17 protein-coding genes are annotated in these 20876 nt (G+C 60.8%); 7 read left to right on the plus strand and 10 right to left on the minus strand.

Going from position 1 to position 20876, the window contains the following annotated elements:
- Nucleotides 1-138: 138 nt before the first annotated feature.
- Nucleotides 139-1092, plus strand: a complete 954-nt coding sequence (lpxM, locus tag ABD997_RS06345) for a lauroyl-Kdo(2)-lipid IV(A) myristoyltransferase (RefSeq protein ID WP_345316166.1) — start codon at nt 139-141, stop codon at nt 1090-1092.
- A 162-nt stretch (nt 1093-1254) separates the two neighbouring features.
- A complete protein-coding gene (lpxM, locus tag ABD997_RS06350) occupies nt 1255-2184 on the plus strand; it encodes a lauroyl-Kdo(2)-lipid IV(A) myristoyltransferase (RefSeq protein WP_345316167.1) in 930 nt (309 codons plus the stop codon).
- Between the two features lie 121 nt (nt 2185-2305).
- On the opposite strand, the gene ABD997_RS06355 is transcribed toward lpxM (ABD997_RS06350), so the two are convergent.
- From ABD997_RS06355 to ABD997_RS06365, 3 genes are all read right to left on the minus strand, one after another.
- Nucleotides 2306-2599: a GIY-YIG nuclease family protein gene (locus ABD997_RS06355; RefSeq protein ID WP_345316168.1), complete on the minus strand. Its 294-nt coding sequence runs from the start codon at nt 2597-2599 to the stop codon at nt 2306-2308.
- Between the two features lie 76 nt (nt 2600-2675).
- Nucleotides 2676-3998 carry an ATP-binding protein gene (locus ABD997_RS06360; protein ID WP_345316169.1) on the minus strand — a complete coding sequence of 441 codons (1323 nt, stop codon included), beginning with the start codon at nt 3996-3998 and terminating at the stop codon, nt 2676-2678.
- A 53-nt stretch (nt 3999-4051) separates the two neighbouring features.
- Nucleotides 4052-4726 carry a response regulator gene (locus ABD997_RS06365; RefSeq protein WP_345316170.1) on the minus strand — a complete coding sequence of 225 codons (675 nt, stop codon included), beginning with the start codon at nt 4724-4726 and terminating at the stop codon, nt 4052-4054.
- Between the two features lie 200 nt (nt 4727-4926).
- Here ABD997_RS06365 and ABD997_RS06370 point away from each other — a divergent pair, with 200 nt between their 5' ends.
- Entirely contained in the window at nt 4927-5223 is a 297-nt protein-coding gene (locus tag ABD997_RS06370) for a YebG family protein (protein ID WP_345316171.1), read from the plus strand.
- A gap of 114 nt (nt 5224-5337) precedes the next feature.
- Here the strand turns inward: ABD997_RS06370 and ABD997_RS06375 are convergent, their stop codons facing one another.
- Nucleotides 5338-5715, minus strand: a complete 378-nt coding sequence (locus tag ABD997_RS06375) for a phasin family protein (RefSeq protein WP_345316172.1) — start codon at nt 5713-5715, stop codon at nt 5338-5340.
- A 269-nt stretch (nt 5716-5984) separates the two neighbouring features.
- Between ABD997_RS06375 and phaR the strand changes: the two genes are divergently transcribed.
- Nucleotides 5985-6395, plus strand: coding sequence for a polyhydroxyalkanoate synthesis repressor PhaR (gene phaR, locus ABD997_RS06380; RefSeq protein ID WP_345316173.1), 411 nt, complete (start codon nt 5985-5987; stop codon nt 6393-6395).
- 8 nt (nt 6396-6403) lie between these two features.
- Here the strand turns inward: phaR and ABD997_RS06385 are convergent, their stop codons facing one another.
- Nucleotides 6404-7543 carry an endonuclease/exonuclease/phosphatase family protein gene (locus ABD997_RS06385; protein WP_345316174.1) on the minus strand — a complete coding sequence of 380 codons (1140 nt, stop codon included), beginning with the start codon at nt 7541-7543 and terminating at the stop codon, nt 6404-6406.
- A 149-nt stretch (nt 7544-7692) separates the two neighbouring features.
- Between ABD997_RS06385 and ABD997_RS06390 the strand changes: the two genes are divergently transcribed.
- Entirely contained in the window at nt 7693-9477 is a 1785-nt protein-coding gene (locus ABD997_RS06390) for an ABC transporter transmembrane domain-containing protein (protein WP_345316175.1), read from the plus strand.
- 258 nt (nt 9478-9735) lie between these two features.
- Here ABD997_RS06390 and ABD997_RS06395 read toward each other — a convergent pair whose 3' ends face one another.
- A complete protein-coding gene (locus ABD997_RS06395) occupies nt 9736-14577 on the minus strand; it encodes a Kelch repeat-containing protein (protein WP_345316176.1) in 4842 nt (1613 codons plus the stop codon).
- Between the two features lie 261 nt (nt 14578-14838).
- Between ABD997_RS06395 and ABD997_RS06400 the strand changes: the two genes are divergently transcribed.
- Nucleotides 14839-15282, plus strand: coding sequence for a DUF2057 family protein (locus ABD997_RS06400; protein ID WP_345316177.1), 444 nt, complete (start codon nt 14839-14841; stop codon nt 15280-15282).
- Nucleotides 15283-15418: 136 nt separating this feature from the next.
- On the plus strand, nt 15419-16417 hold the full coding sequence (locus ABD997_RS06405) for an endonuclease/exonuclease/phosphatase family protein (protein WP_345316178.1): 999 nt from the start codon (nt 15419-15421) through the stop codon (nt 16415-16417).
- 51 nt (nt 16418-16468) lie between these two features.
- Here ABD997_RS06405 and ABD997_RS06410 read toward each other — a convergent pair whose 3' ends face one another.
- The 4 genes from ABD997_RS06410 to ABD997_RS06425 form a co-directional block, all read right to left on the minus strand.
- Nucleotides 16469-16951: a MarR family winged helix-turn-helix transcriptional regulator gene (locus ABD997_RS06410; protein WP_345316179.1), complete on the minus strand. Its 483-nt coding sequence runs from the start codon at nt 16949-16951 to the stop codon at nt 16469-16471.
- A gap of 117 nt (nt 16952-17068) precedes the next feature.
- Nucleotides 17069-18487 (minus strand): sodium/proline symporter, encoded by a 1419-nt coding sequence (locus ABD997_RS06415; protein WP_345316180.1) that lies wholly within the window; start codon nt 18485-18487, stop codon nt 17069-17071.
- Nucleotides 18484-19440 carry a TPR end-of-group domain-containing protein gene (locus tag ABD997_RS06420; protein ID WP_345316181.1) on the minus strand — a complete coding sequence of 319 codons (957 nt, stop codon included), beginning with the start codon at nt 19438-19440 and terminating at the stop codon, nt 18484-18486. The genes ABD997_RS06415 and ABD997_RS06420 overlap by 4 nt, the downstream gene beginning before the upstream one ends.
- Nucleotides 19415-20848 carry an aspartate kinase gene (locus ABD997_RS06425; RefSeq protein WP_345316182.1) on the minus strand — a complete coding sequence of 478 codons (1434 nt, stop codon included), beginning with the start codon at nt 20846-20848 and terminating at the stop codon, nt 19415-19417. Before ABD997_RS06425 ends, ABD997_RS06420 begins: the two co-directional genes overlap by 26 nt.
- Nucleotides 20849-20876: the final 28 nt, after the last annotated feature.

The following is a 20876-nucleotide window of genomic DNA, read 5'->3' on the forward strand; positions in this document are numbered from 1 at the left end:
CTGGTCTATCTTCACTTTTCTTGGATGCGGGATCACGGCCGCCGGAACAGTGGCTTGCGTCTTTGTCGCTGCTATCTAGACTATGCGACTTGCTTTCGTATCCGGGCCATAATCGGTCCTAAGTATCAGGAATTCAGTGTGTCCTTATTATCCTCTGAACAGCACCAGCCCCGCTTCCAATGGTCCTTTTTGCACCCGAAATACTGGGGGTTGTGGTTGGCGTTGCTATTTGCCTTGATGCTGGCGTTCTGGCCCTACCGATTGCGGGACCGTGTGGCGGCCTTGATAGGTCGTTTCATCGGTCGACGTGCCGGTGGTACCCGTCGGCGGGCCAGGATCAATCTTGAGCTCTGTTTTCCGCACTGGGACGCGCAGCGAATCGAGCAGTTGCTGGATGAGATGTTTGAGCGTGCGGCTCAGGTGATCTTCGCCAGCGGGGTGTTGGCGGTGCGCAGCCCCGCATACCTGGAAAAGCGGATCAAGCTTCGGGGGGAAGAGCAGCTGTTGACCCTGCTTGAACAGAAGCGGCCCGTGGTGCTGATGGTCCCCCACACTTGGGCGATCGAGTTCCCCGGCGTTCTGCTGACCTCCCGGGGTGTGCCCTGGACCACCATGATGAAACCCAACCCGAACCCTATGCTTGACTGGATGATGCTGCTGGGACGAAACCGCTTCCCGGGCAAGATATTTACCCGCAAGCACGGCATCAAGCGGTTGTTGGCGGCGATACGGGAGGGACGGCTCGCTTACTACCTGCCGGATCAGGACCATGGGATGGCGAAGAGCGAGTATGTGCGCTTTTTCGGTACGCACAAGGCCACGCTTCCAGGCCTGGGCATGATGGTCAAAGCGACTGGAGCTGTGGTGATCCCGCTCTATGCCACCTATGACCCGAAGACGGGTCTTTTTGAAGGGCATATTAGAGCGCCGCTGACGGATTTGCTCTCCGGTGATAAGGCCCGTGATGCCCGTCGAATGAACGAGGAACTGGAGGCGATGATCGCCCCCTATCCGGAGCAGTACATGTGGATCCTTAAGCTGCTCAAGAGCCGCCCCGAAGGGGAGCCTGATCCCTACCGACGTCAGGGTTAGACCCGTCTCTGCGCGGGGCCGGAGTCCCGTTTGAAAGGCGGTTCAAGAGGTGTTTCGATGCCGGTCAAACTTTGCTCGCCTGGGTGTTGCCTGTCTGTTGTTGCTCTTGCCCCTGGGGTATGGTGGCAGTCATAAATAAAAGCGACACCAGGACGGTGCGATATGACGCAGGACTCACCTTGTTATCGGGTGGCATTTCATCGGCGCTTGTTGGCGCCACAATATTGGCCCGCCTGGCTGGCGGTGGGATTCTTGTCCTTGCTGGCCTGGCTACCGCCGAGAGGACGACAGGGCCTGGCCGCCGGTTTACTTATGCTGTGTCGGCCCTTGTGCCGCAAGCCGATGCGGATCGCCAGGGCAAACCTCGCGGCCTGCTATCCCCAGCTGTCGAGGGAAGAGCGCGAGGCGATGCTGAACCGCTTGCTTCATTGCTTTCTTTCGACTGCCCTTGGGATGGGGGAGCTGGCGGTGCGAAGCCGTGAGTATTTGTCCGAGCGGATCCAGATCCAGGGCCTGGGGCACCTGCAGCGTGCCCAGGACTCCGGCAAACCGATCATCTTCCTGGTTCCCCATATGTTCGCGCTGGAGCATGCTGGCGTTGGGCTGACCATGATGGGGCTGCCCATGGTGGGGTTTGTCAAACATCACCGCAACCCGGTGTTTAACTGGTTTGCCTGCCGTCAGCGGATCCGCTTTGGCGGCGAGCTGTTTCATCGGGACATGGGGATTGCGACGGTGATCCGAGCCCTGAAACAGGGCAACAGCCTCTTCTATCTTCCGGACCAGGATCATGGCCCTCGCCAGAGTGAGTTTGCGCCCTTCTTCGGTGCGCAAAAAGCCACCCTGCCGGTGATCAGCCGCATTGCGCGTTGCAGCGGTGCTGTGATCCTGCCTCTGAGCAGCGGCTACGTCGGTGACCGGGTTCAGATCCGGATCGATCCGGCCCTCAGTGTCGAATCCCTGGACCGGTATGACGAGGCGCGGGCGCTGAATCAGCAGATGGAGCGGTTGATCAGCCGCCACCCGGACCAGTACATGTGGTTCCTGAAGCTGCTCAAGACCCGCCCGGAGGGGGAGGCCCGGCTGTATTGATCAGGGCTGTTCGTGCACTGATGCGCGGCGAAAACCGGTGTGGCGCACGGGAACGCATTCGTCGCTTTGGCCAGGGGGGAGCGCTGAATGGCTTAGTAGGGGACGCGTTCGAACTCCCGGATCAAATCTCCTCAAAGGTGCGGGCGCCGCAGATCAACGCCTCCTTCTGTGCCTTACTCCAGCGCTTGAGTCGATACTCTTTTTTCAGCGCTTCACTGTGAGTGCCGGCAGGGTGTGAGTACGCCAGCGCCAGGGGACCCTTGCCCCGCAGTGCCCGGGCAGCCAGTCTGCCGCCGCTTTGATGCTCAGAAAAACGGCGCTCGATGTCGGTGGTGATCCCGGCATAGAGGCTTCCCCTGGCGGTGCGCACCAGGTAGAGCCACCAGGCTTTCGAGGCTTGGATAGGGGCAGTCATTGCAATTAGATTTTTATAGCAAAGAGTTGGCGAGTCAATCCTAGAGGCTTTGGCTCGCCTTGGGTAGCGTCACGGCTTACTCGGCGCCGCTAAAATCCTGCATTGGTGGCAGGTGAAGGGTGATGCGGGTGCCGCCCAGTGGCGAGTCGTCGATCACCAGTTGGCCGCCATAGCTGAGGCTGATCTCATGGCAGACCGCCAGGCCAATCCCCTGGCCGGGGTGGCGCTCATCGGCTCGCTCGCCGCGACGCAGCACACGCTCTCTAAGCTCCGGCTCGATGCCAGGACCATCGTCTTCGACGCTCAGGCGCAGTCTTCCCTCGGCGTATTTGTGCCATGAGACCCGAACCTGACCCTCGGCGAAGCGGTAGGCGTTCTCCATCAGGTTGCCGAGAAACTCCATAAGATCAGCGCCCGATCCAGGAAACTTCAGTGAGTCATCGATGTCGAGTTGGCACTCTAGCGACTTTTCACGGTACACCTTGCCGAGCATCTGCTGCAGTTGCTCGGCGATGGGACGGGTGTCAACCGCCTCCTGGGCCAGCCCCTGACGCCCCATCACTGCCTTACGCAGTTGGTACTGAATGAGCTGGTCCATCTGGCTGAGCTGGTCGTAAAGTTCTGAACGGCGGCGCTCCTCAGTGCTGGCGCTATCGTCCATGATCGCCTGGACTGCCGCGAGCCGGGTCTTGAGGCTGTGCGCCAGGTCTTTCATCGCATTGCGGTAGGTTTCATTGCGCTGCTCGCCCTGCTGCAGCAGATCGTTCAGCGCAGCGCTGATTGCCACCAGCTCTTTGGCTTTCGGATCCCCGAGCCGGCGCCGCTTGCCGCTTTTGATCTCTTTGAGCTGCTTGCCCATGGTCTGCAGCGGCTGTATCCCCCAACGAGCACTGCGGGTCAACAGCAGGAAGGCAATGGGCAAAATGAAGAGCAACTGGATGTTGGATAGCTGATTGTGTTTGTCCAACAGGGCTTTGGCTTTCATGGCATTACGAACCATGACTATGGTGATGACCCCGGTTTCGGTTTGAAGCGGAATAGGGAAAATGTAGAAAAATCGTTCCGGTAACAGCTCCAGCGGCCGAGTGAAGTCGTCGTTATCCATAATCGTTGTCAGTGTGTCGCAGTCGCCAGGCAGGCGAAGCTTTTTTAGCTTTTCCGATACGAACTGCAGTTCCCCCCCCGCTGAACAGATGGCGAAGAGAATCGTGCCAGGGGGAAAGTTTTGGTCACTCAGCAGCTTGAGATCCGCTTTTTGTATTCCTGCCTGCTTGAGTTCCTCACTGATAGCCGGAAGTTGACTTGCGACGCTGTTCGCAGCTTGTTGATAGAGCGTGCGCGCATCATCGGATCGTTGAGCGGCCGTGAGGGCAACTGCGGCCAGGGTGAGAAGGGCCATGCTGGCTCCGATCACCCGGCTAAAAATCGTGGATGGGGTTTTAGCGTTAGCCATCACTGGCAAGCCTGGTTAAACCGGTAACCCTGGCCGCGGATGGTGGCGATGGGGTTATCCATCCCCCCGTTGACCAGCTTTTTGCGAAGGCGGGAGATCATCACCTCGACGGTGTTGGGGTCGCCTTCTCTGTCCTCATAGAGCACATCGAGAAGGCGCTGTTTGGACACCACCTGCTGGTGGTGGCGCATCAGGTACTCCAGGATCTGGTACTCGAAGGCGGTGAGCTCCAGCAGCGAGTCGGATAGGGTGACTCGGCGTCCAGAGAGATCCAGCTTCAAAGTGCCACACTGGATCTCCGGTTTGGTAAAGCCTGCGCTTCGTCGCACCAGGGCATTCATCCGTGCTTCCAGCTCTTCGATACGAAATGGCTTGACCAGGTAGTCATCGGCGCCGGCGTTGAGCCCTTCGACCTTATCCTGCCAGCTGCTGCGGGCGGTCAGGATCAGGATCGGGAAGGCGTGGTTTTGCTCACGAAGATGGCGGATAAGGCTGAGTCCACTCTCATCCGGCAGGCCCAGATCGATGACCGCCACATCGATCGGGTAGTTGGCAGCCAGGTAACGGCCCTCTGCTGCAGTTTGGCTAGCCTGAACCTGATTGCCCATCTCGCTGAGCCTCACCTTAAGGTGATGGCACAGAAGCGGATCATCTTCGATCACTAAAATTTGCATTAATCCAGACTCCTCTCTCGTTAACCAATACACACCTGGCGAGGTTTCGCTAAGAGAGAGTTTGCCATAGCAATGGCCTCTGTGCCTGTATCGACGCTGAATTGGCACGAATCAGGGTCAGCTCTCAAACATAACTGTTTATTTATACAGTTTTATTGTTAAGATAACGGCTCTTAACTGAACGATGGACGGGGGCGAACATGGCGGTGATCGTCAAATATGTGGTGGAGCGCAAAGGGGAGGAAGTGATGACCTTTTCCAGTAAGGCGGAAGCCGACGCTTACGATAAGATGTTGGATCTGGCCGATGACCTGGCACAGCTTCTGGAGCAGAGCGGTCTGCTGTCAGAGCCGCAGGTGGAGGAGGTGTCACTGCACCTGGCACAAAACAAGGAGGCACTGGCGGCCCTGTTGAAGGGCAAGAGGGCGGCAAAAGCGCCCACTGCCAAGGAGCCCAAGGCGGCTAAGGAGGAGGCTTCATCCACCAAGGCAGCCTAACAATAGCTAAAACCTTGTCGCTCAAGGGGATGAAAAGTCTTTAAGCGTGACAAGAAGTGAAGAAACAGAAACGCCCCGACCATGGTCGGGGCGTTTCTATGAGTGCCACCGGACTTATTCGGCGGGCTTGGTCTTGCGACGGCTGCCGGTGCTGGTCGGAGCGGAGGGGATGCTCCACAGGCCGCCGGTCATGCTGGAGATGGTTTCACTCAGCGCGGTCAGAGCGTCAACGTTGGATTTGACGTAGGCCTCGGTCTTGCTGCGCAGCTCGTTGGCAAAAGCGGTTTGCTTCTCGATCAGTTGGGTCGGCGTTTTGCACTCGCCCAGATCTTTGGCCACTTCGGTGCCGCTCTTCACCAGATCCGTCAGGTAAGCACTGTTGCGCTGAGCGATGTCATTGGCAAACTGGACATTGACTTCGCTGATCTTAACTTGATTTTCAATGGCTTTTTGCAGTCCATCTTCGAACTGCTGTTTCATATCGTTGAACATGGCTTAGCTCCTTGGTGGCCAAAAACATGAATTGTGCACTGCACAATCTCACTGTTTAATTTATGCGCTGGCTGGCCAGGGGTCAAGTATTTTTTGTGCGCTGCACAATTTTTCTGGTTGTCGTCAGGCGCCGCGGGTGGGTGGCGCTGATACTGCCGCTAGCTGATACTGCCGCTAAAGGGGGGGCGGCTAAGCGCAACCATGATCCAGGGGTAGGATGTGGACGCCGAAAGCCCTACACTGGAACAAACCCTTTGCGGCACTGCACGATGAAACTGATAAAGCGCTACCCGAATCGACGCCTTTACGATACCGAGAAGAAGGGGTACATCACCCTGATGGATGTCCGGGATGACATCAAGAGCTACCAGCCGTTTCAGGTGGTGGACTCCAAAAGCGGTGAGGACATTACCCGCCAGGTGCTGCTGCAGGTGTTGGCGGAGATGGAGAACGAGGGGCACGCCTCGGTACTGACCAACAAGTTTTTGGAGGAGATCATCCGTCTCTACGACAGTCGAATGACCGGCATGGCGGGGCAGTGGCTGGAACAGGCGATGGTGGGGTGGCTGTCTCAACAACAGCGTTGGCAGCAGGAGTTGAAACGGATGCAGGATTTCAATCCGGCGAATGTCTTCTCCTCGCTGTTCAGTGGCGGCAATAAGTCCGACTCCGATAAGTAAGTGCGCAGTCAAGTCCCACTCTCATTCCCTTCAGGGCCGTGAGTCAGTTTCAGCGTTTGCCACACCAGGCGATGGTCACTGGAGGCCCTGCGGTTCACCACTAAAGGGTGTAGCGGTGAGTCGGGGGCTGGCCAGAAGACGCCCCCATCACGCACTTCCAATCCCCATCTCGAAGGCAAGACGTAGTCCACCCGTGCTCGCCAGCTTGCCGTGTGGCTGGCCCCATGGGGGTTGTCCGGACTGTGCGCTGCCCCACCCTGGGAGATCGGCACCCACTTGGCATTGATGCGTGAATGATGCAGCAGCTGCTCAATGGCGCCCGGACGGCTGCGCCCCTCGGTCGCTGAGGCGTTGTAATCCCCCAGTATCACAAAGCGGCGGTTTGGGGGGAGTCCGCCCTGTCGGTCCTGGTCATCCACGAGGTATGGGGCGTTGTCGATGTACTCTGCCCAGAGACGGATCTCATCAAAGTTGCGCGCGCCGTTGCGTCCCTCCGGGCCGTCAAACACCGGCGGGGTGGGGTGGGCCGCAAGCAGGTGGAGTCGATGTTCGCCGATCTGAACCGGTACGTCCCAGTGCGACTTGGAGGAGAGGCGCAATGCCCGCCAGGTGCTTGCATCGTAAAAATCCCTGCCATCGGCTCGGGTGATCTTTTGGGGGGCAGCGAGCCTGTGCCAAGGGAATTTTGCGAAGGTGCGAACCTGCTCCTGCAGGATAGGAAATCGGGACAGCAGCACCATGCCATACTGGCCGGGGTAGCGACCGAACCCCCAGGCATCCCCGCCGGTCCCGCTGGCAACCCCATCACCATCGAAGTCATAAGGGCTGGGAACCCCGCTGTTGACCGGCGCCAGGTAGTGGTAGGGAAAATGGATGGGTGCCGCGCCCCCCTGCCCTTGCTGCAGGTAGTGGCGCTGAAACGCCAAGACGCCCCGCTTAGGATCGGCGATGTAATCAAATTCGTTGAGCAAGAGGATATCCGGGCGGACTCGCTGGATGATTTCGGCGATATTGCGGATCTGTGGATGGCGTCCGGAAGCAAGGTGGCGCTGCAGCGCCCTAGGGTCCGCCACCGCTTCGGGTTCGGTGCGGTAGTTGTCTGCTTCCATGCTGACATTGAAGGTGGCGACTTTGATGCTGGGGCTCATCGGTGCTGGGTCCAAAGGGGCGATCCTGAGGGCAGTATACCCTGCAGACAGCCGCCGTGATGCGCCTGCGAAGAGAAGAGGGATTGCTATTACTCGGCGCTTCGCCCACGGTGGGCAGAGTGAGTTGGAATTGGGGAGAGCGGTAACGCATGGCAGAGCAGGGCGCAGTGGCTGTGGTACGGTGGCTGGGGGGATTTCTTCGGCCCTACCGGGTCCGGGTGTGGGTGGCGCTGTTGGCCCTGCTGCTGGGCTCGGCCTCCTGGCTGGTGCTGGGGCAGGGGGTGAGGTTGTTGGTGGACCAGGGCTTTCTCAGCGGCGATCGCGAGGCGTTGAACCGGCTCATGCTGCTGGTCCTTCTGATTAACCTGGTTGGGGCATTGGCGGTCTTTGTGCGCTTCTACCTGATGACCTGGCTGGGGGAGCGGGTCAGTGCCGACATCCGAAAGGCGGTGTTCGACCGCTTGTTGACCCTCTCACCAGATTTTTTTGCCAGCACCCGCACCGGGGAGGTGATCTCCCGATTTACTGCAGACACCACTGTGCTGCAGACGGTGGTGGGGATGAGCCTGTCGATGGCGCTGCGCTCCGCCCTGACCCTGGTTGGGGCCCTGGTGATGATGCTGGTGACCAGTCCGCTGCTGACGATGGCGGTGATGGTGGCGGTGCCTCTGGTGCTCGGCCCCATCCTCTTCTTCGGCCGTCGGGTCCGGCGTTTGGCCAGGGACAGCCAGGATCGCCTCGGGGACGTGGGCGCTTACCTTGATGAGACCCTGCACGGGATCCAGACCGTTCAGGCGTTCTGCCACGAGGCGAGGGACAGGGCGCAGTTTGACCACCATGTCGAGGCCGTCATGGCCGCGGCAAAGGCGCGGATACGGGCCCGCTCCGCCCTGATCGCCTCGGTGATGATCCTCTCCGTCACTGCCATCACACTGGTCAGCTGGCTTGGGGCCTTGCGGGTGTTTGAGGGGGTGCTCACCGCAGGCGCGCTGAGCGCCTTTCTATTTTATGCGGTGCTGGTCGCCACGGCGGTGGCGACCCTGAGCGAGGTGCTGGGAGAGGTGCAACGGGCGGCGGGGGCCTCGATCCGTCTGCGGGCGCTGATGCAGCAGCCCCCCACTTTGATCGCTCCCCGGGTGCCACGTTCCTTGCCCAACCCTGTCCGGGGCGCGCTGAGCTTTCACGATCTCGACTTCGCCTACCCCACCTCGTCGCTGCCCGTGTTGAAGCAGTTCACCTTGACCATAAGGTCCGGCGAGCGGGTGGCCCTGGTGGGCCCCAGTGGCGCGGGAAAATCGACCCTGTTTCAGTTGTTGATGCGATTCTATGCCCCCAGCAAAGGTCAGCTCTGCCTGGATGGGGTCGATGCCGCAGAGGTGGACCCGGCGCAGTGGCGTCAGCAGTTTGCGCTGGTGGCACAGGAGCCCACGCTGTTTGCCACGACGGTGATGGAGAACGTGCGTTATGCCTGCCCCGAAGCCCCCCGTGATGCGGTGATCGCGGCCTGCCGCGCCGCCCATGCCGATGCGTTTATTGCCCAGTTACCCCAGGGCTATGACAGCGAGCTGGGTGAGCGGGGTGTGCGTCTCTCCGGGGGACAGCGGCAGCGTATCGCCATCGCGCGGGCTATCCTGGCGGACCGTCCCATTCTGCTGCTGGATGAGGCCACCTCGGCATTGGATGCGGTCAGTGAGCAAGCGGTGAAGGCGGCCCTGGAGAGGGCAATGGCGGGCCGCACGACGCTGATTATCGCACACCGCCTGGCCACGGTGATCAATGCGGATCGTCTGGTGGTGATGGAGCAGGGGCGGATCCGGGCAACCGGGCGTCACCATGAGTTGATGGCATCGGATCCCTTGTACCGTGAGCTGGCCCAGTTGCAGCTGCTTGGGGAGCCGCAGGATGGAGAAGATACTCTGTTGCAGGGGGGATAGGGCTGGGTTTCGGCGAGGGTTTAGGGTAATTCCAACGCGAGTAATGGATTGGTCGGGGAGAGGTTTTCCGGGTCCGATTTCTCGCGAGGGGAAACGACCGGGCTGATTCGCGCAGTGTCATAGGACTTCATTTTGCCAACGAGAAGCGAGCCGGAAAGAGGTGGGAGGCGCCCGGGACGAGGGTGTCGCCCCGGGCGCCAAGGGTAAGCGAAGGCGAGACCGGAGTCTCGCCTTCGCTGTTTTTAACCTTAGCAGATCCTATTCGAAACTGACCTGATAGGTGTTGTTGGTGAAGGAGGAGCCCGCCTCGGTGCCGCCGGTGGCGATGATCATCACATCGTTGACGGTGGCGAAGCCGGCACCGTGGGTGGGTGCCTCGGCGTTACCGAGACCCTGCCACTGGCCAGTGGCGGGGTCGTACTGCTCCACCCCGGGGAACACCCCGGAGCTGCTGCCGGTATCCCGCTCACCGCCTACAACCTGCAGCTTGCCGTTGACGGTGCCCACGGCGAAGGTGCGACGACCGTTGCTCAGGGGATCGGCGTTACGCCACTGGTTGGTGCCCGGGTCGTAGATCTCCATGCTGGCCAAGGTGCCATCCACTTCGCTGCCATTGGCGCGCTCCCGCCCTCCGATGACGTAAAGCTCCCCATCCAGCACCGCAGTACCCGGGTTGTCCCTGACCTGGGACATGCTTGGGCCGCTGCGCCAGCTGTCGGTTGCCGGGGTGTAGATCCAGAGGCTGTCCACTGAGTCGCCGCTGCCGTTCATGCCACCGGCGATCAATATCTCGTCCCCGATCCGTTCCGCCCTGATCCCGCCCAGTGCCTCCGGCATGGGGGCGATGCTGCTCCAGCTGTCGGTGGCGGCATCGTAGCGATAGCTGTCGGACTGAGCGCCGGAGAAGGGCGAGGTGGAGCCACCGAACAGGTAGAGATCCCCATCGTACGCGGCCAAAGCCGGGTTCTCGACGGCGGCACCGGGTTTGGAGGCCAAGGTGCGCCACTGGCCACTGGCGGGGTCAAAGGCAAAGTGACCGTTCTGAGGACCGGACTGGGTTTTCCCTCCTACCAGATGCAGCTCGCCGTTCAGCAGAGCGCTGCCGGTATCCAGCAGTGCCAGTGGTGCGTTGTTCCTCTCCAGCCAGCATGGGGCGCTGGAGAGAGTCAGAACAGCGATCTGCCCGGCACCAAACTCGGCGACGTAGAGATCCCCCCTGTACTCCGATAGCACCAGGGGATCCGTCATGCTCACCGGCAGCTTCTCCCGTGCCACTACGCTGGTGCCGCTGGCATCGAGTTCGAGGCGCTCGACGCCGTCGTTGCGGGAGTAGTTGGTGAACATCAGGTTACCCTGAAGGGCGCCACAGGCACGGCCGGAGCGGTACTCGATGATGCCGTTGGACGACAGCTTGCTGCCCAGCTCCAGCATCGGCTCCTCGAAGTTGGGCAAGGGATTGGTATTTTGCAGGCTACCGTCCTTGAATACACACTCCTCCCGGGAGGGGTTCGGGTGGCCATAGTAGGCGCCACTCTCCAGGCGCAGCAGCAGATCGGGCTGCTCACCAGGGTTGTCACCGCCCTGGCTTACCGGCCTGGGATCGCCGAAGCCGAAACAGCTTGGGGAGGGGCTGGGTGGGAAGGCCCCCGTGACCCCCAGTCCGTTGTCGGTCGCGTAGGCCTCGCCATTGCTGTGGAAGACAAAGTCGTAGGCGTTGCGCAGCCCGGTGACCCAGGTGGTGACATCGCAGGGGTTGTCCGCGAAGATGTCGGGCTGGTTGTCACAGGTACCATCAAACCCGGAGGCGAAAACATCGGCAACCAGGATGGCGGCGGAGAGAGGTTGCTCCTCCCGATCACCAAATTCCGTGTCCTGAATGCTGGGGTCCACCGGTGCACCGGCGCCGGTGTTACCGCCGATGGCGATGTAGAGACGATCATCACTGCCGAAATGGAGGCTGTTGGGGCCGTGATTGGCCTTTGCCCTGGGCAGTCCGGTGATCATCGCTTCGGCATTGCTCCAGTTACTGCCGCTTATCCGGGTCACGATCCCACTGTTGATCTCGCCGTTGTCCGTGGAGGGACTGGAGTGGTTCACCCAGAGGGAGAAGTCATCCGGATCCTGGGGATTGTCGTGATAGACGGTGATCCCCAGCGCCAGCTGATTGCCATGCAGATTGGTCAGGGCGTCGATCTCGACGTCGCTGATCACCTCCCGATTCGCATTGAAGGTCAGCTCATGGATGGTGCCAAACAGCTCGGTAACATAGAGCTTGCCGTTAGGACCCCAAACCATGGAGGTGGGGAAACTCACCGGGTGGGTGTGGGTCTTGCTGAAGCTCCAGTCACCACTACCGCCACCGCCACCGCCACCGCCGCCGCCGGGGTTGCTTCCGTCGGAGGCTTTGACCTCGAAATACTCAAAGGTGTAATCCAGGGCCGCGCTGCCGTTGCGATGACTGGCCATGACACCAGCAAAGGTGCGTGTGCCGATCCGGGGGTCGATACCCGCCGCATCGAAACTGAAAAACTCCGGTGGCAGGTTGAGCAGCGCCAACTCGCTCTGGCTCCCGCCATTGATGGCGTAGCGTCCGCTCAGGGTCAGCTCGTTGGGATCCACGATGAAGGTGAGGTCCAGGGTGTCGTTGCTCAGATCCCCGACGCCGACCCGCTGGCTGGTCTGCGCGACCCCCTCCCACTCGTACAACATCTCCACTTCCCGAGAGCTGCCGTTGGAGAGATACACCAGTTTTACGTAGTGATCTTCGTTGTAGCCGAACCATATCCCGGCCTGCTCGAAGTTGCCGCTACCACTGGGCGGATCCACCAGGCGCGCACTCACTTCTGCGACCTGGTTGGCACCGGCGAAACCCACTCCCAGGGCGTTATCCTGGCTATTGGTGGTGCGGAAGTTGAGCCCCGGTGTGGTAGTGAGGGTGAGCCGCTCGGTCTGGGTATTGAGATCAATCAGCGCCGGCCGGTAGCCCCCCTGACTGCTCTCCATCAGGTAGGTGAAACCGGTTCCCTGGCCGAGGCGATCCTCAATACCGCCACTTGCCTGGTCGAAGTCGAGACGGTAGGGCAGGGTGACGCGAATGGACTCACAGGGAGTCAAGCCACAGAGATCGCCGCTGCCCCCACCGCCTCCGCCCCCGGAGATTACCAGGCTCACGGGAACCCGGCTGGTGAGGTAGCCATCAGCCTGCAGCGTCACTTCGGCGCCGTAGCTGCCCGGGGCCAGGCCGGTGCTGTCAACCTGGACCAGAACGCTGATGGGGCTGTTGCCGTTGTCCACAACGGCACTGAGCCAGTTCACATTGTCGGTGGCGGTGACCACGGTACTGGCGCCATCGGAGGGGCTGACCAGCAGGGTTTTAGGCGCCGGAGATACCCCTTCATCGGCCGTGAACTCCAGGCTGGTCGGGCTGACGGTCAGGGAGGGTTGCGCTGTACCCGTGACGAAGCTGGCGCTAATAACCTCGGTGCCGCTGCCCGTATCCAGGGAGACGGTGACCGGGTGACTGCCGGCAGCCAATGTTGAGGTATCAAAGGGTTGGGCCTCGCCATTGCTGGCGGTACCGGCCATATCGAAAGGTGCCCGGTTCTCTACCTGATCCGGACTCCCGGAGGCGGTGGCACTGTCGATGAAGAAGCGTGCTTGAGAGATCCCATTTTCCGGCATCACAAACACGTAGATATCGCCGTTGACGGTTTGGTCGGAAAGCACATCGGCACTACTACGATCCGCCTGGGTGCTGATCATTAACTGGTAGGTGTTAGAAGCCCCGTTGACGGTCAAATCGACAGGCACGGAGAGGCCAAGATAGCCGTCAGCACTGATAAACAGGGTATCGCTGTAGCTTCCTGGAGTCAGGGCCTCAGTAGCGAACTGCAGGGTGATAAGGGCCCCGCTGCCGCTGTTGTCGACCTGGGCATCAAACCAGCCGCTGTTTTCACTGATCGCAATCACGGGATCGCTGCCATCCGACGTGCTTACGCTCAGGTTGCGGTTCGTCGGCGAGCTTCCCGCCTCGGTACTGACGCTTAGGCTGGTTGGACTGACTTGCAATGCCGGTGTGTCGCCGCCGACCACAAAGCTGGCGCCAACCAAATCAACACCATCGGCGGTGGTAATCTCCGCCAGCACGCTGTGGCTGCCACTGCCCAAGGCGCTGGTGTCGAAGGGGATGGCCAGGCCATTCGACTGGGTTCCGGCCAGGTCATAGGGTGCCCGGCGCTCGGTTTGGCTGGGCGTGCTGGCGCCATCGATGAAGAAGCGCACCTGTTCGATGCCCCCTTCCGGGGCCACAAACACGTAGATCTCCCCACTGACCGTCTCCAGTTCCAGGGCTACCGCACCTGAGCGGTCAGGTGAGCGGCTCACCAGCAGGCTGTAGCTGCTGCTGTCACTGCTGACGGTCAAAGCCACGGTGAAACGTCCACTGGTCAGGCCGTCGCTTTGGGCCAGCAGCTCGCCGCTGTAGTTGCCCGGGGCCAAGCCAGTGGCATCCACGCGGTAATCCACCGTTGCTGGGGTGGTAACACTGGATTGCTGAGGCTGCAACCAGGCCGCATCACTGCTGATGACGGCAGCCACACCGCTGCCGTCACTGCTGTTTAGGGTGATGCTGCCGCTGTCACTTTCACCGGTTCGAAGGGTCAGACTGGTCCCCGTCAGGCTGAAGTCCAGTGCAGGGGCAAGATCATTGTCGATAACAAAGTCGGCCCGCTGTTGGGATACCGCCCCTGAGGTGGTGGTGACCTCGGCGACGATATAGTGCGCTCCATCGGCATAGTTGCTGGTGATAAAGGGGTTGGCGAGCCCACCGGAGGCGGTGCCGGAGAAGTCGTAGGGGGATATCCCTTCACGTTGGAACAGGGTGCCATCGGTGCCCTGGTCAAGGAAAAAGCGCACCTGACTGATCGATTCCGAGGGCTGGAAAAAGATGTACTGGTTCGCGGCCAGAGTCGCCCCTTCGAGCGGCACTGCGCCGTTGCGGTCTGCCGAGCCGCTGACAAGCAGCTGGGCATGAAGAAAGGGGGTAAAGAGGGCGAGTCCAAGAAAAAAGAGGTGACGCCAAAACGAGTCCCGGAAAGACATCTCGAGTTCTCCAACAACAAGCGACTACTGCGAGGTCGTCCGGGACCAACTGTTAGGACTCCATTCCCTAAACGGTGGATACACGTAAAGAAAAAAGCATAGTTCAGTGTTGTTGGGCTGCCACCGCAGTGTTTGATCTTCACTCAAAAAAGTGGCGCCGATGGGCGTGACACATTTTGACACCTCTTCGTTGATGCGGATTGAATCCGCCGCCCTCAAACACCGGTCTGATTTTGGAACGTCAAGAATGAGGAACCTGTGATGACAAGAACAAAGACCCTGGCGCTGCTGCTTGGCAGTGGCCTTTTTTCGGTTGCCGCCCTGGCCGGGCAACTGACGGTGGACCCCTCGATCCAGGTGGTGTCTGTGAATGGTAAAGCGGTCTCGTCGCCGGTGAGCCGGATCGTGTTGACTGGGGAGCCACAACTGCTATTGGTTCGTTATGAACAGCTGTTTGAGCTCAGCTCCGAACAGCACGATTTTGTTCGTTCCGATGTCCAGTTCCTGAGCTTCGATGCGCACGCGGACACGGATTACCGCCTGAGCGCACCGTCGATGGACTGGGATCGGGCACGGCAATTTGCCAAGCAGCCACAGTTCATGCTCAGTGATGACGATGAGCAGGCCGTGGCCCATGGACAATGGAGCCGGGATCTCCTGTTAACGGAGCTGTTGCAAAGCCGGGCCCAAGCAGCGGGCCGGTAAGCCGGTATGCGCTTGTGCGGGGGAGGGATCCCCCTGATTTTCCTCGTTGCCCCCGGGGCCTGCGGCGATCACAATGGTGATATAAGAGAGTGATGCCGATGCCCGGGGGGGCCCCATCGAACCGACAACACAAGGTGTGATTCGCCTGGCCACGTTGAACCTGTTTAACTACCTGGCACCACCGGGGGCGTTCTATGACCCCCACAACATCTACACCGAAACACAATGGCAGCAGAAGCAGGCCTGGCTGTCGCGTTATATCGGCAGACTCGAGGCGGACATCATCGGTTTCCAGGAGGTGTTCAGCCCGGAGGCGCTGCAGCGCCAGATGAGCGAGCTGGGCTTCCCCCATTTTGCCGCGGTGCAGGCGCCGGAGGTTGAAGACGCCTTTATCCATCGTCGCCCTCCGGTGGCCCTGGCCAGTCGATTCCCCATCGATGAGGTGGCACCTGTGGTGCCCTGCAATCATGCCTTGGCGGCAATGGGCCTGACGGGTTTTACCTTCAGCCGGTCGCCGTTGCGCGCCCGGATCCGGGTGCCGGGCTTTGGGCCGCTGCTAATCTACGTGGTGCATTTAAAGTCTCAGCGGGCAGAACTGCTGGGTGAGGAGGGGGAGGGCGCCAAAGATGGTCGGTGGCCACTTTGGCTCGCGCCCAAGCTCAGTGGTTGGCTTGCGGCCCGTCAGCGGACTGCGGAGGCGGCCTTAGTGGTGGCAGACCGAAACCGGCAGGATCTGGATCTGCCCTGCGTGGTGATGGGGGATTTTAACGATGGTCCCGACTCCGAAGCGCTCTCTTTGTTCCAAGCGGCCAAACGGGCTCCCTTGCCACTTGCGGCGCAGGGATTGTCGGAAAGTGTGCAGCGCAACCTGCTGCAGAGACTCGCTCTGCAGGATGCGTATGCCCTGGCGCTGCGACCGATGCCCAGGCCCTACACCCATTTCTGGGGGCCGGTGGGCAGCACTCTGGATCATCTGCTGCTCTCCTGCGCTTTCGATCCCGCTTATGGCCAGAGCCTTGGGCAGGTGGATTGGGTGACGACCCTGGATGATCACCTTTTGCGTAATGACGCCGAGGGGGACAAGCAGTGCTCAGATCATGCGGCGGTGATGGCGCAGATCTCAATCCGTTGCTGAGTTCTTTAGTTCGGAAGTCTCGGGTGTGAGGGCGCCCCGGTGCCGGGCCGATCAGTGAGTGGAGGACTCCTGGATCTGACCGACCGTCAGCACCGGGGCGGCATCGAGCTCTTCGGCATCCATCATCGATGCGATCCGCTCGACGGAGGAGAGCAGCAGGGTTTGCTCCCAGGGTTCCAGCGTCTGGTAGCGCTGGATAAAGTGCTCCTGCAGGGGCTGTGGGGCGCTGTCGAGCAGTGCCTTTCCTTCATCGCTGAGAAACAGTTGAACCCTGCGTTTGTCAGCAGTATCTCGTACACGCTGCACCAAGCCGCGACTCTCCAGGCGGTCGATGATGGAGGTCACAGTGGCGGGGCTCAGATTCACCGCGCTGGCCACCTGACGGGCGATGGCCCCATCGAGTTGAGCGATCTGTTTCATCACCAGTAACTGTGGACCGGTGAGACCCGCGTCCTTGCTCAGCTTGCGGCTGTACAGGTCGATGGCGCGGATCACCTTGCGCAGTGAGATCAGCAGCTGTTCATGTTTTTCCATAAGGCTCCCCCGGTCTGTGGTGACAGGGCCCCTGGGTCGTGATTGTGCTGGCTCCCGCAGGGGGGCCGGTGGGGCCATGTTCAATAAGGCAAGCCAATGATCCTACTATGTATCGTCTTAGCATGATACGGCCCTGCGTCGGCTTTCCCAGCCCAGAGTCAGGGCAAAGACCAGCAGGCCGGTCAGGATCCCCACCATCCCTTCGTAAAGGGCGTTGTGCAGTCCCAAATAGCGCCACGCCAGGGCCGCGAGCACGCCGCCAAACAGGGTGAGCAGAGCTTGTGACTGGGTTGGTTGCTGACCCCAAACCCAGAGCAGCAGCAGCGGGGCAAAGGCAGAAGCCAGGGTGGACCAGGAGAAGATCACCATGGTGAAGACACTCTGGTTGAAACCCAGGGCCAGGGCGAGGGCCAGCAGGGTGATGGCAAAGGTGGCCCCCCGCAACTGCCATCGCTTTTTCTTCGGTGTCGGCATCAGGTCATGGGTCAGCGCCGCGGAGCAGGCCAGCACCAGCGAGTCAGCGGTAGAGATGGTGGCGGCGAAGATCCCGGCCAGAATGAGACCCACCAGGGGAGCGGGGAGGAGATCCCGAGCCATCATCGGCAACGCCAGCTCCGCATCAAAACTGGCGGGATCCGCCAGCAGCACGCGGCTAAGCAGGCCGACGCCGGTGGCTGCGCTGTAGAACAGCAGAAACCAGAGGTAGTACCAGAGGCGAACGCGCACCAGCTGATCTGCCCGCTGCAGCGTCATGAAGCGTACCATCACGTGGGGCTGACCCATGACGCTGAGTCCGGCAAAGAGCCAACTGACGGCGAAGGCGATACCACCGGCCAGACCGGGAAAGGCGAGCTCTTCCGGCGTCCAGTTCGTAAAGCCCGGCACCTCCCGCATCGCCTGCAAGGCCCCTTCTGGGCCGCCCATCTCGGTGGTGGCGACCCACAGCAGCAGTCCCATGGCGACCATCATCACGATGGACTGGGCCGCGTCGGTCCAGATGGACGCACGGATCCCGCCGGCCAGGCAGTAGATCACCACCAGGGTGGCGCCCATGAAGGCGCCGGCATAGTGGGGCCACTCCAGAAGCACCTGCAGCGCCTTACTGCCGGCCAGCAGCTGCGCGGCAGCATAGGTGGTCAGGAAGAGTAAGCTCAGCAGTGCGATGCTGCGACGCAGGGCAGGGCGATCTGTCCCGTCCCAACTGGCCAGAAGACCGGCATAACTTACGGCACCGGTCTGCTCGGTGGCTTCGCGCAGGCGCCGGTGCACCAGCAGGGAGGCGATAAGATCCCCGGTGATCCAGCCAAACATCAGCCACAGGGCACTGAATCCCGCCACGTAGGTGTAACCGATGACCCCGATGAACATGTAGCCGCTGTTGTTGGTGGCAACGGCGGAAAGGCCCACCAGCCAGGGCGGCACGCTTCGGCTGGCCAGGTAGTAGTCGCTGGCGGTGCCACGGCTCTTCAGGTAGGAGAGCAGGCCGACAATAAGAAAGCCGGCCATAAACAGGAAAAAACTGGTACTGATGGTCACGAAGCCTCCGTGCCGGGCGAGCTCAGGTTTTCAGCGATTTGATTCAACTGGCCACCCTGTTCCAATGGTTTGAGCTGGGGGTCTTTGCGGGCGGAATCCAGGTACTCCGGAGAGAGGGTGATCGCCTGTTCCAGGTAGCGACTGGCGTCGTCCAGTTGCTTCAGGCAAGCACAGGCGCAGGCGAGTTGGTAGAGCGCATGGGCGTTATCCGGCACCTGCTGCAGAGCCTGGTGGCAGAGGTTGGCGGCCCACTTAGGCTCACCCAGTTCCAGCACCGCATCGGCCTTGTAGGAGAGCGCTTCCACATCGTCCGGGCGCAGCTTGAGGATCTGATCGTAGACCGCGATTTTCGCCTCTTCGCTGAACTCCTGGCTCGCCCGCAGCCAGAGGGCGTGAACCTCGTTGGTCTGCTCCAGCGCTTCGGCGTTGGCGGTGATCAACACCTCCTTGGCGGAGAGTTGCTCCTCGACAGAGTTGAGGCGCTTCTCATAGCGGCTGATCAACTTGGTGACCTCCTGATCGGTCAGCACCAGCGCTTTCTCTTTGATGTCGCGGATGGAGGTCCAGCCCACCAGCACCAGCAGCGAGGAGACGCCCGCTACCAGGTAGAAAAAGTAGGTGACGGTATCCGTCGCGTAGGTCACCGAGTGGTTGGCCAGGCGAAGTTCCCGCTCGTTGAGGGTGGAGAGAAACTCCGCCCGTTGCCCCTGCAACTCGGTGCGCAGCGATTTCACCTCGTCGATCAGATAGCGCTCGATGAAGGGGGTGTAGAGCGGAGCCTCCAGCGTCTCGACACGCTGCTCTAGGCGATGCTGCGCCTCGGCTTGTATCGCGTCTTCAGGAGCCTCTGACGGAGCCTCTGCCGGGGGCTCGTTGGCCAAAGCCCCGGCAGAGGTGGTGAGGAGCAGTAGGGTCAGTAACAAAATTTTAGGCAGCACAGATCGCGTACTCATGGTTGTGGGGCTCGATCAGGCAGCGGTGCAGCGCCTTGACCGCTTCGGCGTACTCTTTGTCGTCGATGACGAAGCGGATCTCCACCTGGCGCATGGTCTGCTGCAGCGCCACGACGCCGATGTCGTGTTCGGCCAGGGCGGATACCGAACGGGAGAGGACACCGGGGATGGTCATGTCGCTGCCGATGGCAGAAACGATGCACACCTTGCGGGTGCTGAACTCCGCACCGGGGAAGTGCTGTTGCAGTCCCTCCACCACGCGGCGAACCTTCTTCAGCCCGGCATCCACATAGTGGGTGATGCTGTTGGCATTGAGGTCTTTGCCCAGAACCCGAACCTTGAACTGCTCCAGAATGGCCTGGATCTGCGGCTCGATGGAGCGCTCGCCCGCCATGTCCTGGTCAAAAAGCTCGATCGCCACCACGTTCTGACGCCCAGCGATGATCTCCACACAGGGCTCCTGGGAGACGTAATCGGTATCGATCAGCGTGCCGCTGTGGTCCGGTTCGAAGGTGTTCTTGACCCGGATCGGGATCCCCTGTTTGCGCAGCCCCTTGGCAGCTCGCGGGTGGATCGCCTCCATCCCCAGATTGGCCAGTTGATCCGCCACATCGTAGTTGGTGCGGCCGATGGGCACCGCCTCATCGACACCCACGATGTTGGGATCGGCGCTGCTGAGGTGGTACTCCTTGTGGATGATCGCCTCACGTGCCCCGGTCAGGCTGGCGATGCGGCTGAAGGTCATCTCCGAATAGCCCCGGTCAAAGGTGTTCATCAACCCCTCCTGGCATTGGGCGTAGCCGGTGACGATCGGCAGCTCCTTGCCGGGATCGATTTCGGCAAACGCCTGGGTGATTTTGTCATCCAGGGGTTGCAGATCCGCATCGCGCCAGCCGGTGAGGTCGATAAAGCGGGCGTTGACCCCCTCCGCCTGCAGCAGCAGTGCCAGGTTGAAGGCGCTGTGCGCTTCCCCCAGGGAGGCGAGCAACTCGCGAACAGTTTGCAGCTGCCCGGAGAGGTTGAAATGGCCGTAGGAGGTCAGGCGCAGCAGATCCGTCATACAGCTGCGTGCCCCCTCTATCCGTTCGGTGATGAACTGGTCGGCCTGTGCTTGCAGGGAGGGATCGGTAAAGAGCCGGTCGTTGATCGCCTGCATGGCATCTCCGGCCTTGGCCAGTGCTCCCACCCAGGACCAGTGGTTATCATCGGAAGCGAAGTGGGCAAAAACACCGGGCTCACCGGTTTTTTTGTGCTCCAGCAGGGCATTGGTCACCCCGCCGTAGGCAGAGACAACGAAGATACGGCCATAGAGGGACGCGTCCGGTTGGTTGGGGCGGATGATGTTATTGAGCACGGCCTGGTAGTCACTCATGGAGGTGCCACCGATTTTTTCTACGGTATGACTCATGCGGATCTCTTCTCTCCTTAGATTGGAC

The sequence above is a fragment of the Ferrimonas gelatinilytica genome (assembly GCF_039544205.1).
Classification (GTDB): Bacteria; Pseudomonadota; Gammaproteobacteria; order Enterobacterales; family Shewanellaceae; genus Ferrimonas; species Ferrimonas gelatinilytica.

What these genes read in the sequence shown, in the direction of transcription:
- lpxM (WP_345316167.1), top strand. Translation starts at nt 1,255, where the DNA reads ATGACGCAGGACTCACCTTGTTATCGGGTGGCATTTCATCGGCGCTTG.
- ABD997_RS06355 (WP_345316168.1), bottom strand. Translation starts at nt 2,599, where the DNA reads ATGACTGCCCCTATCCAAGCCTCGAAAGCCTGGTGGCTCTACCTGGTG.
- ABD997_RS06360 (WP_345316169.1), bottom strand. Translation starts at nt 3,998, where the DNA reads ATGGCCCTTCTCACCCTGGCCGCAGTTGCCCTCACGGCCGCTCAACGA.
- ABD997_RS06365 (WP_345316170.1), bottom strand. Translation starts at nt 4,726, where the DNA reads ATGCAAATTTTAGTGATCGAAGATGATCCGCTTCTGTGCCATCACCTT.
- ABD997_RS06370 (WP_345316171.1), top strand. Translation starts at nt 4,927, where the DNA reads ATGGCGGTGATCGTCAAATATGTGGTGGAGCGCAAAGGGGAGGAAGTG.
- ABD997_RS06375 (WP_345316172.1), bottom strand. Translation starts at nt 5,715, where the DNA reads ATGTTCAACGATATGAAACAGCAGTTCGAAGATGGACTGCAAAAAGCC.
- phaR (WP_345316173.1), top strand. Translation starts at nt 5,985, where the DNA reads ATGAAACTGATAAAGCGCTACCCGAATCGACGCCTTTACGATACCGAG.
- ABD997_RS06385 (WP_345316174.1), bottom strand. Translation starts at nt 7,543, where the DNA reads ATGAGCCCCAGCATCAAAGTCGCCACCTTCAATGTCAGCATGGAAGCA.
- ABD997_RS06390 (WP_345316175.1), top strand. Translation starts at nt 7,693, where the DNA reads ATGGCAGAGCAGGGCGCAGTGGCTGTGGTACGGTGGCTGGGGGGATTT.
- ABD997_RS06395 (WP_345316176.1), bottom strand. Translation starts at nt 14,577, where the DNA reads ATGTCTTTCCGGGACTCGTTTTGGCGTCACCTCTTTTTTCTTGGACTC.
- ABD997_RS06400 (WP_345316177.1), top strand. Translation starts at nt 14,839, where the DNA reads ATGACAAGAACAAAGACCCTGGCGCTGCTGCTTGGCAGTGGCCTTTTT.
- ABD997_RS06410 (WP_345316179.1), bottom strand. Translation starts at nt 16,951, where the DNA reads ATGGAAAAACATGAACAGCTGCTGATCTCACTGCGCAAGGTGATCCGC.
- ABD997_RS06420 (WP_345316181.1), bottom strand. Translation starts at nt 19,440, where the DNA reads ATGAGTACGCGATCTGTGCTGCCTAAAATTTTGTTACTGACCCTACTG.
- ABD997_RS06425 (WP_345316182.1), bottom strand. Translation starts at nt 20,848, where the DNA reads ATGAGTCATACCGTAGAAAAAATCGGTGGCACCTCCATGAGTGACTAC.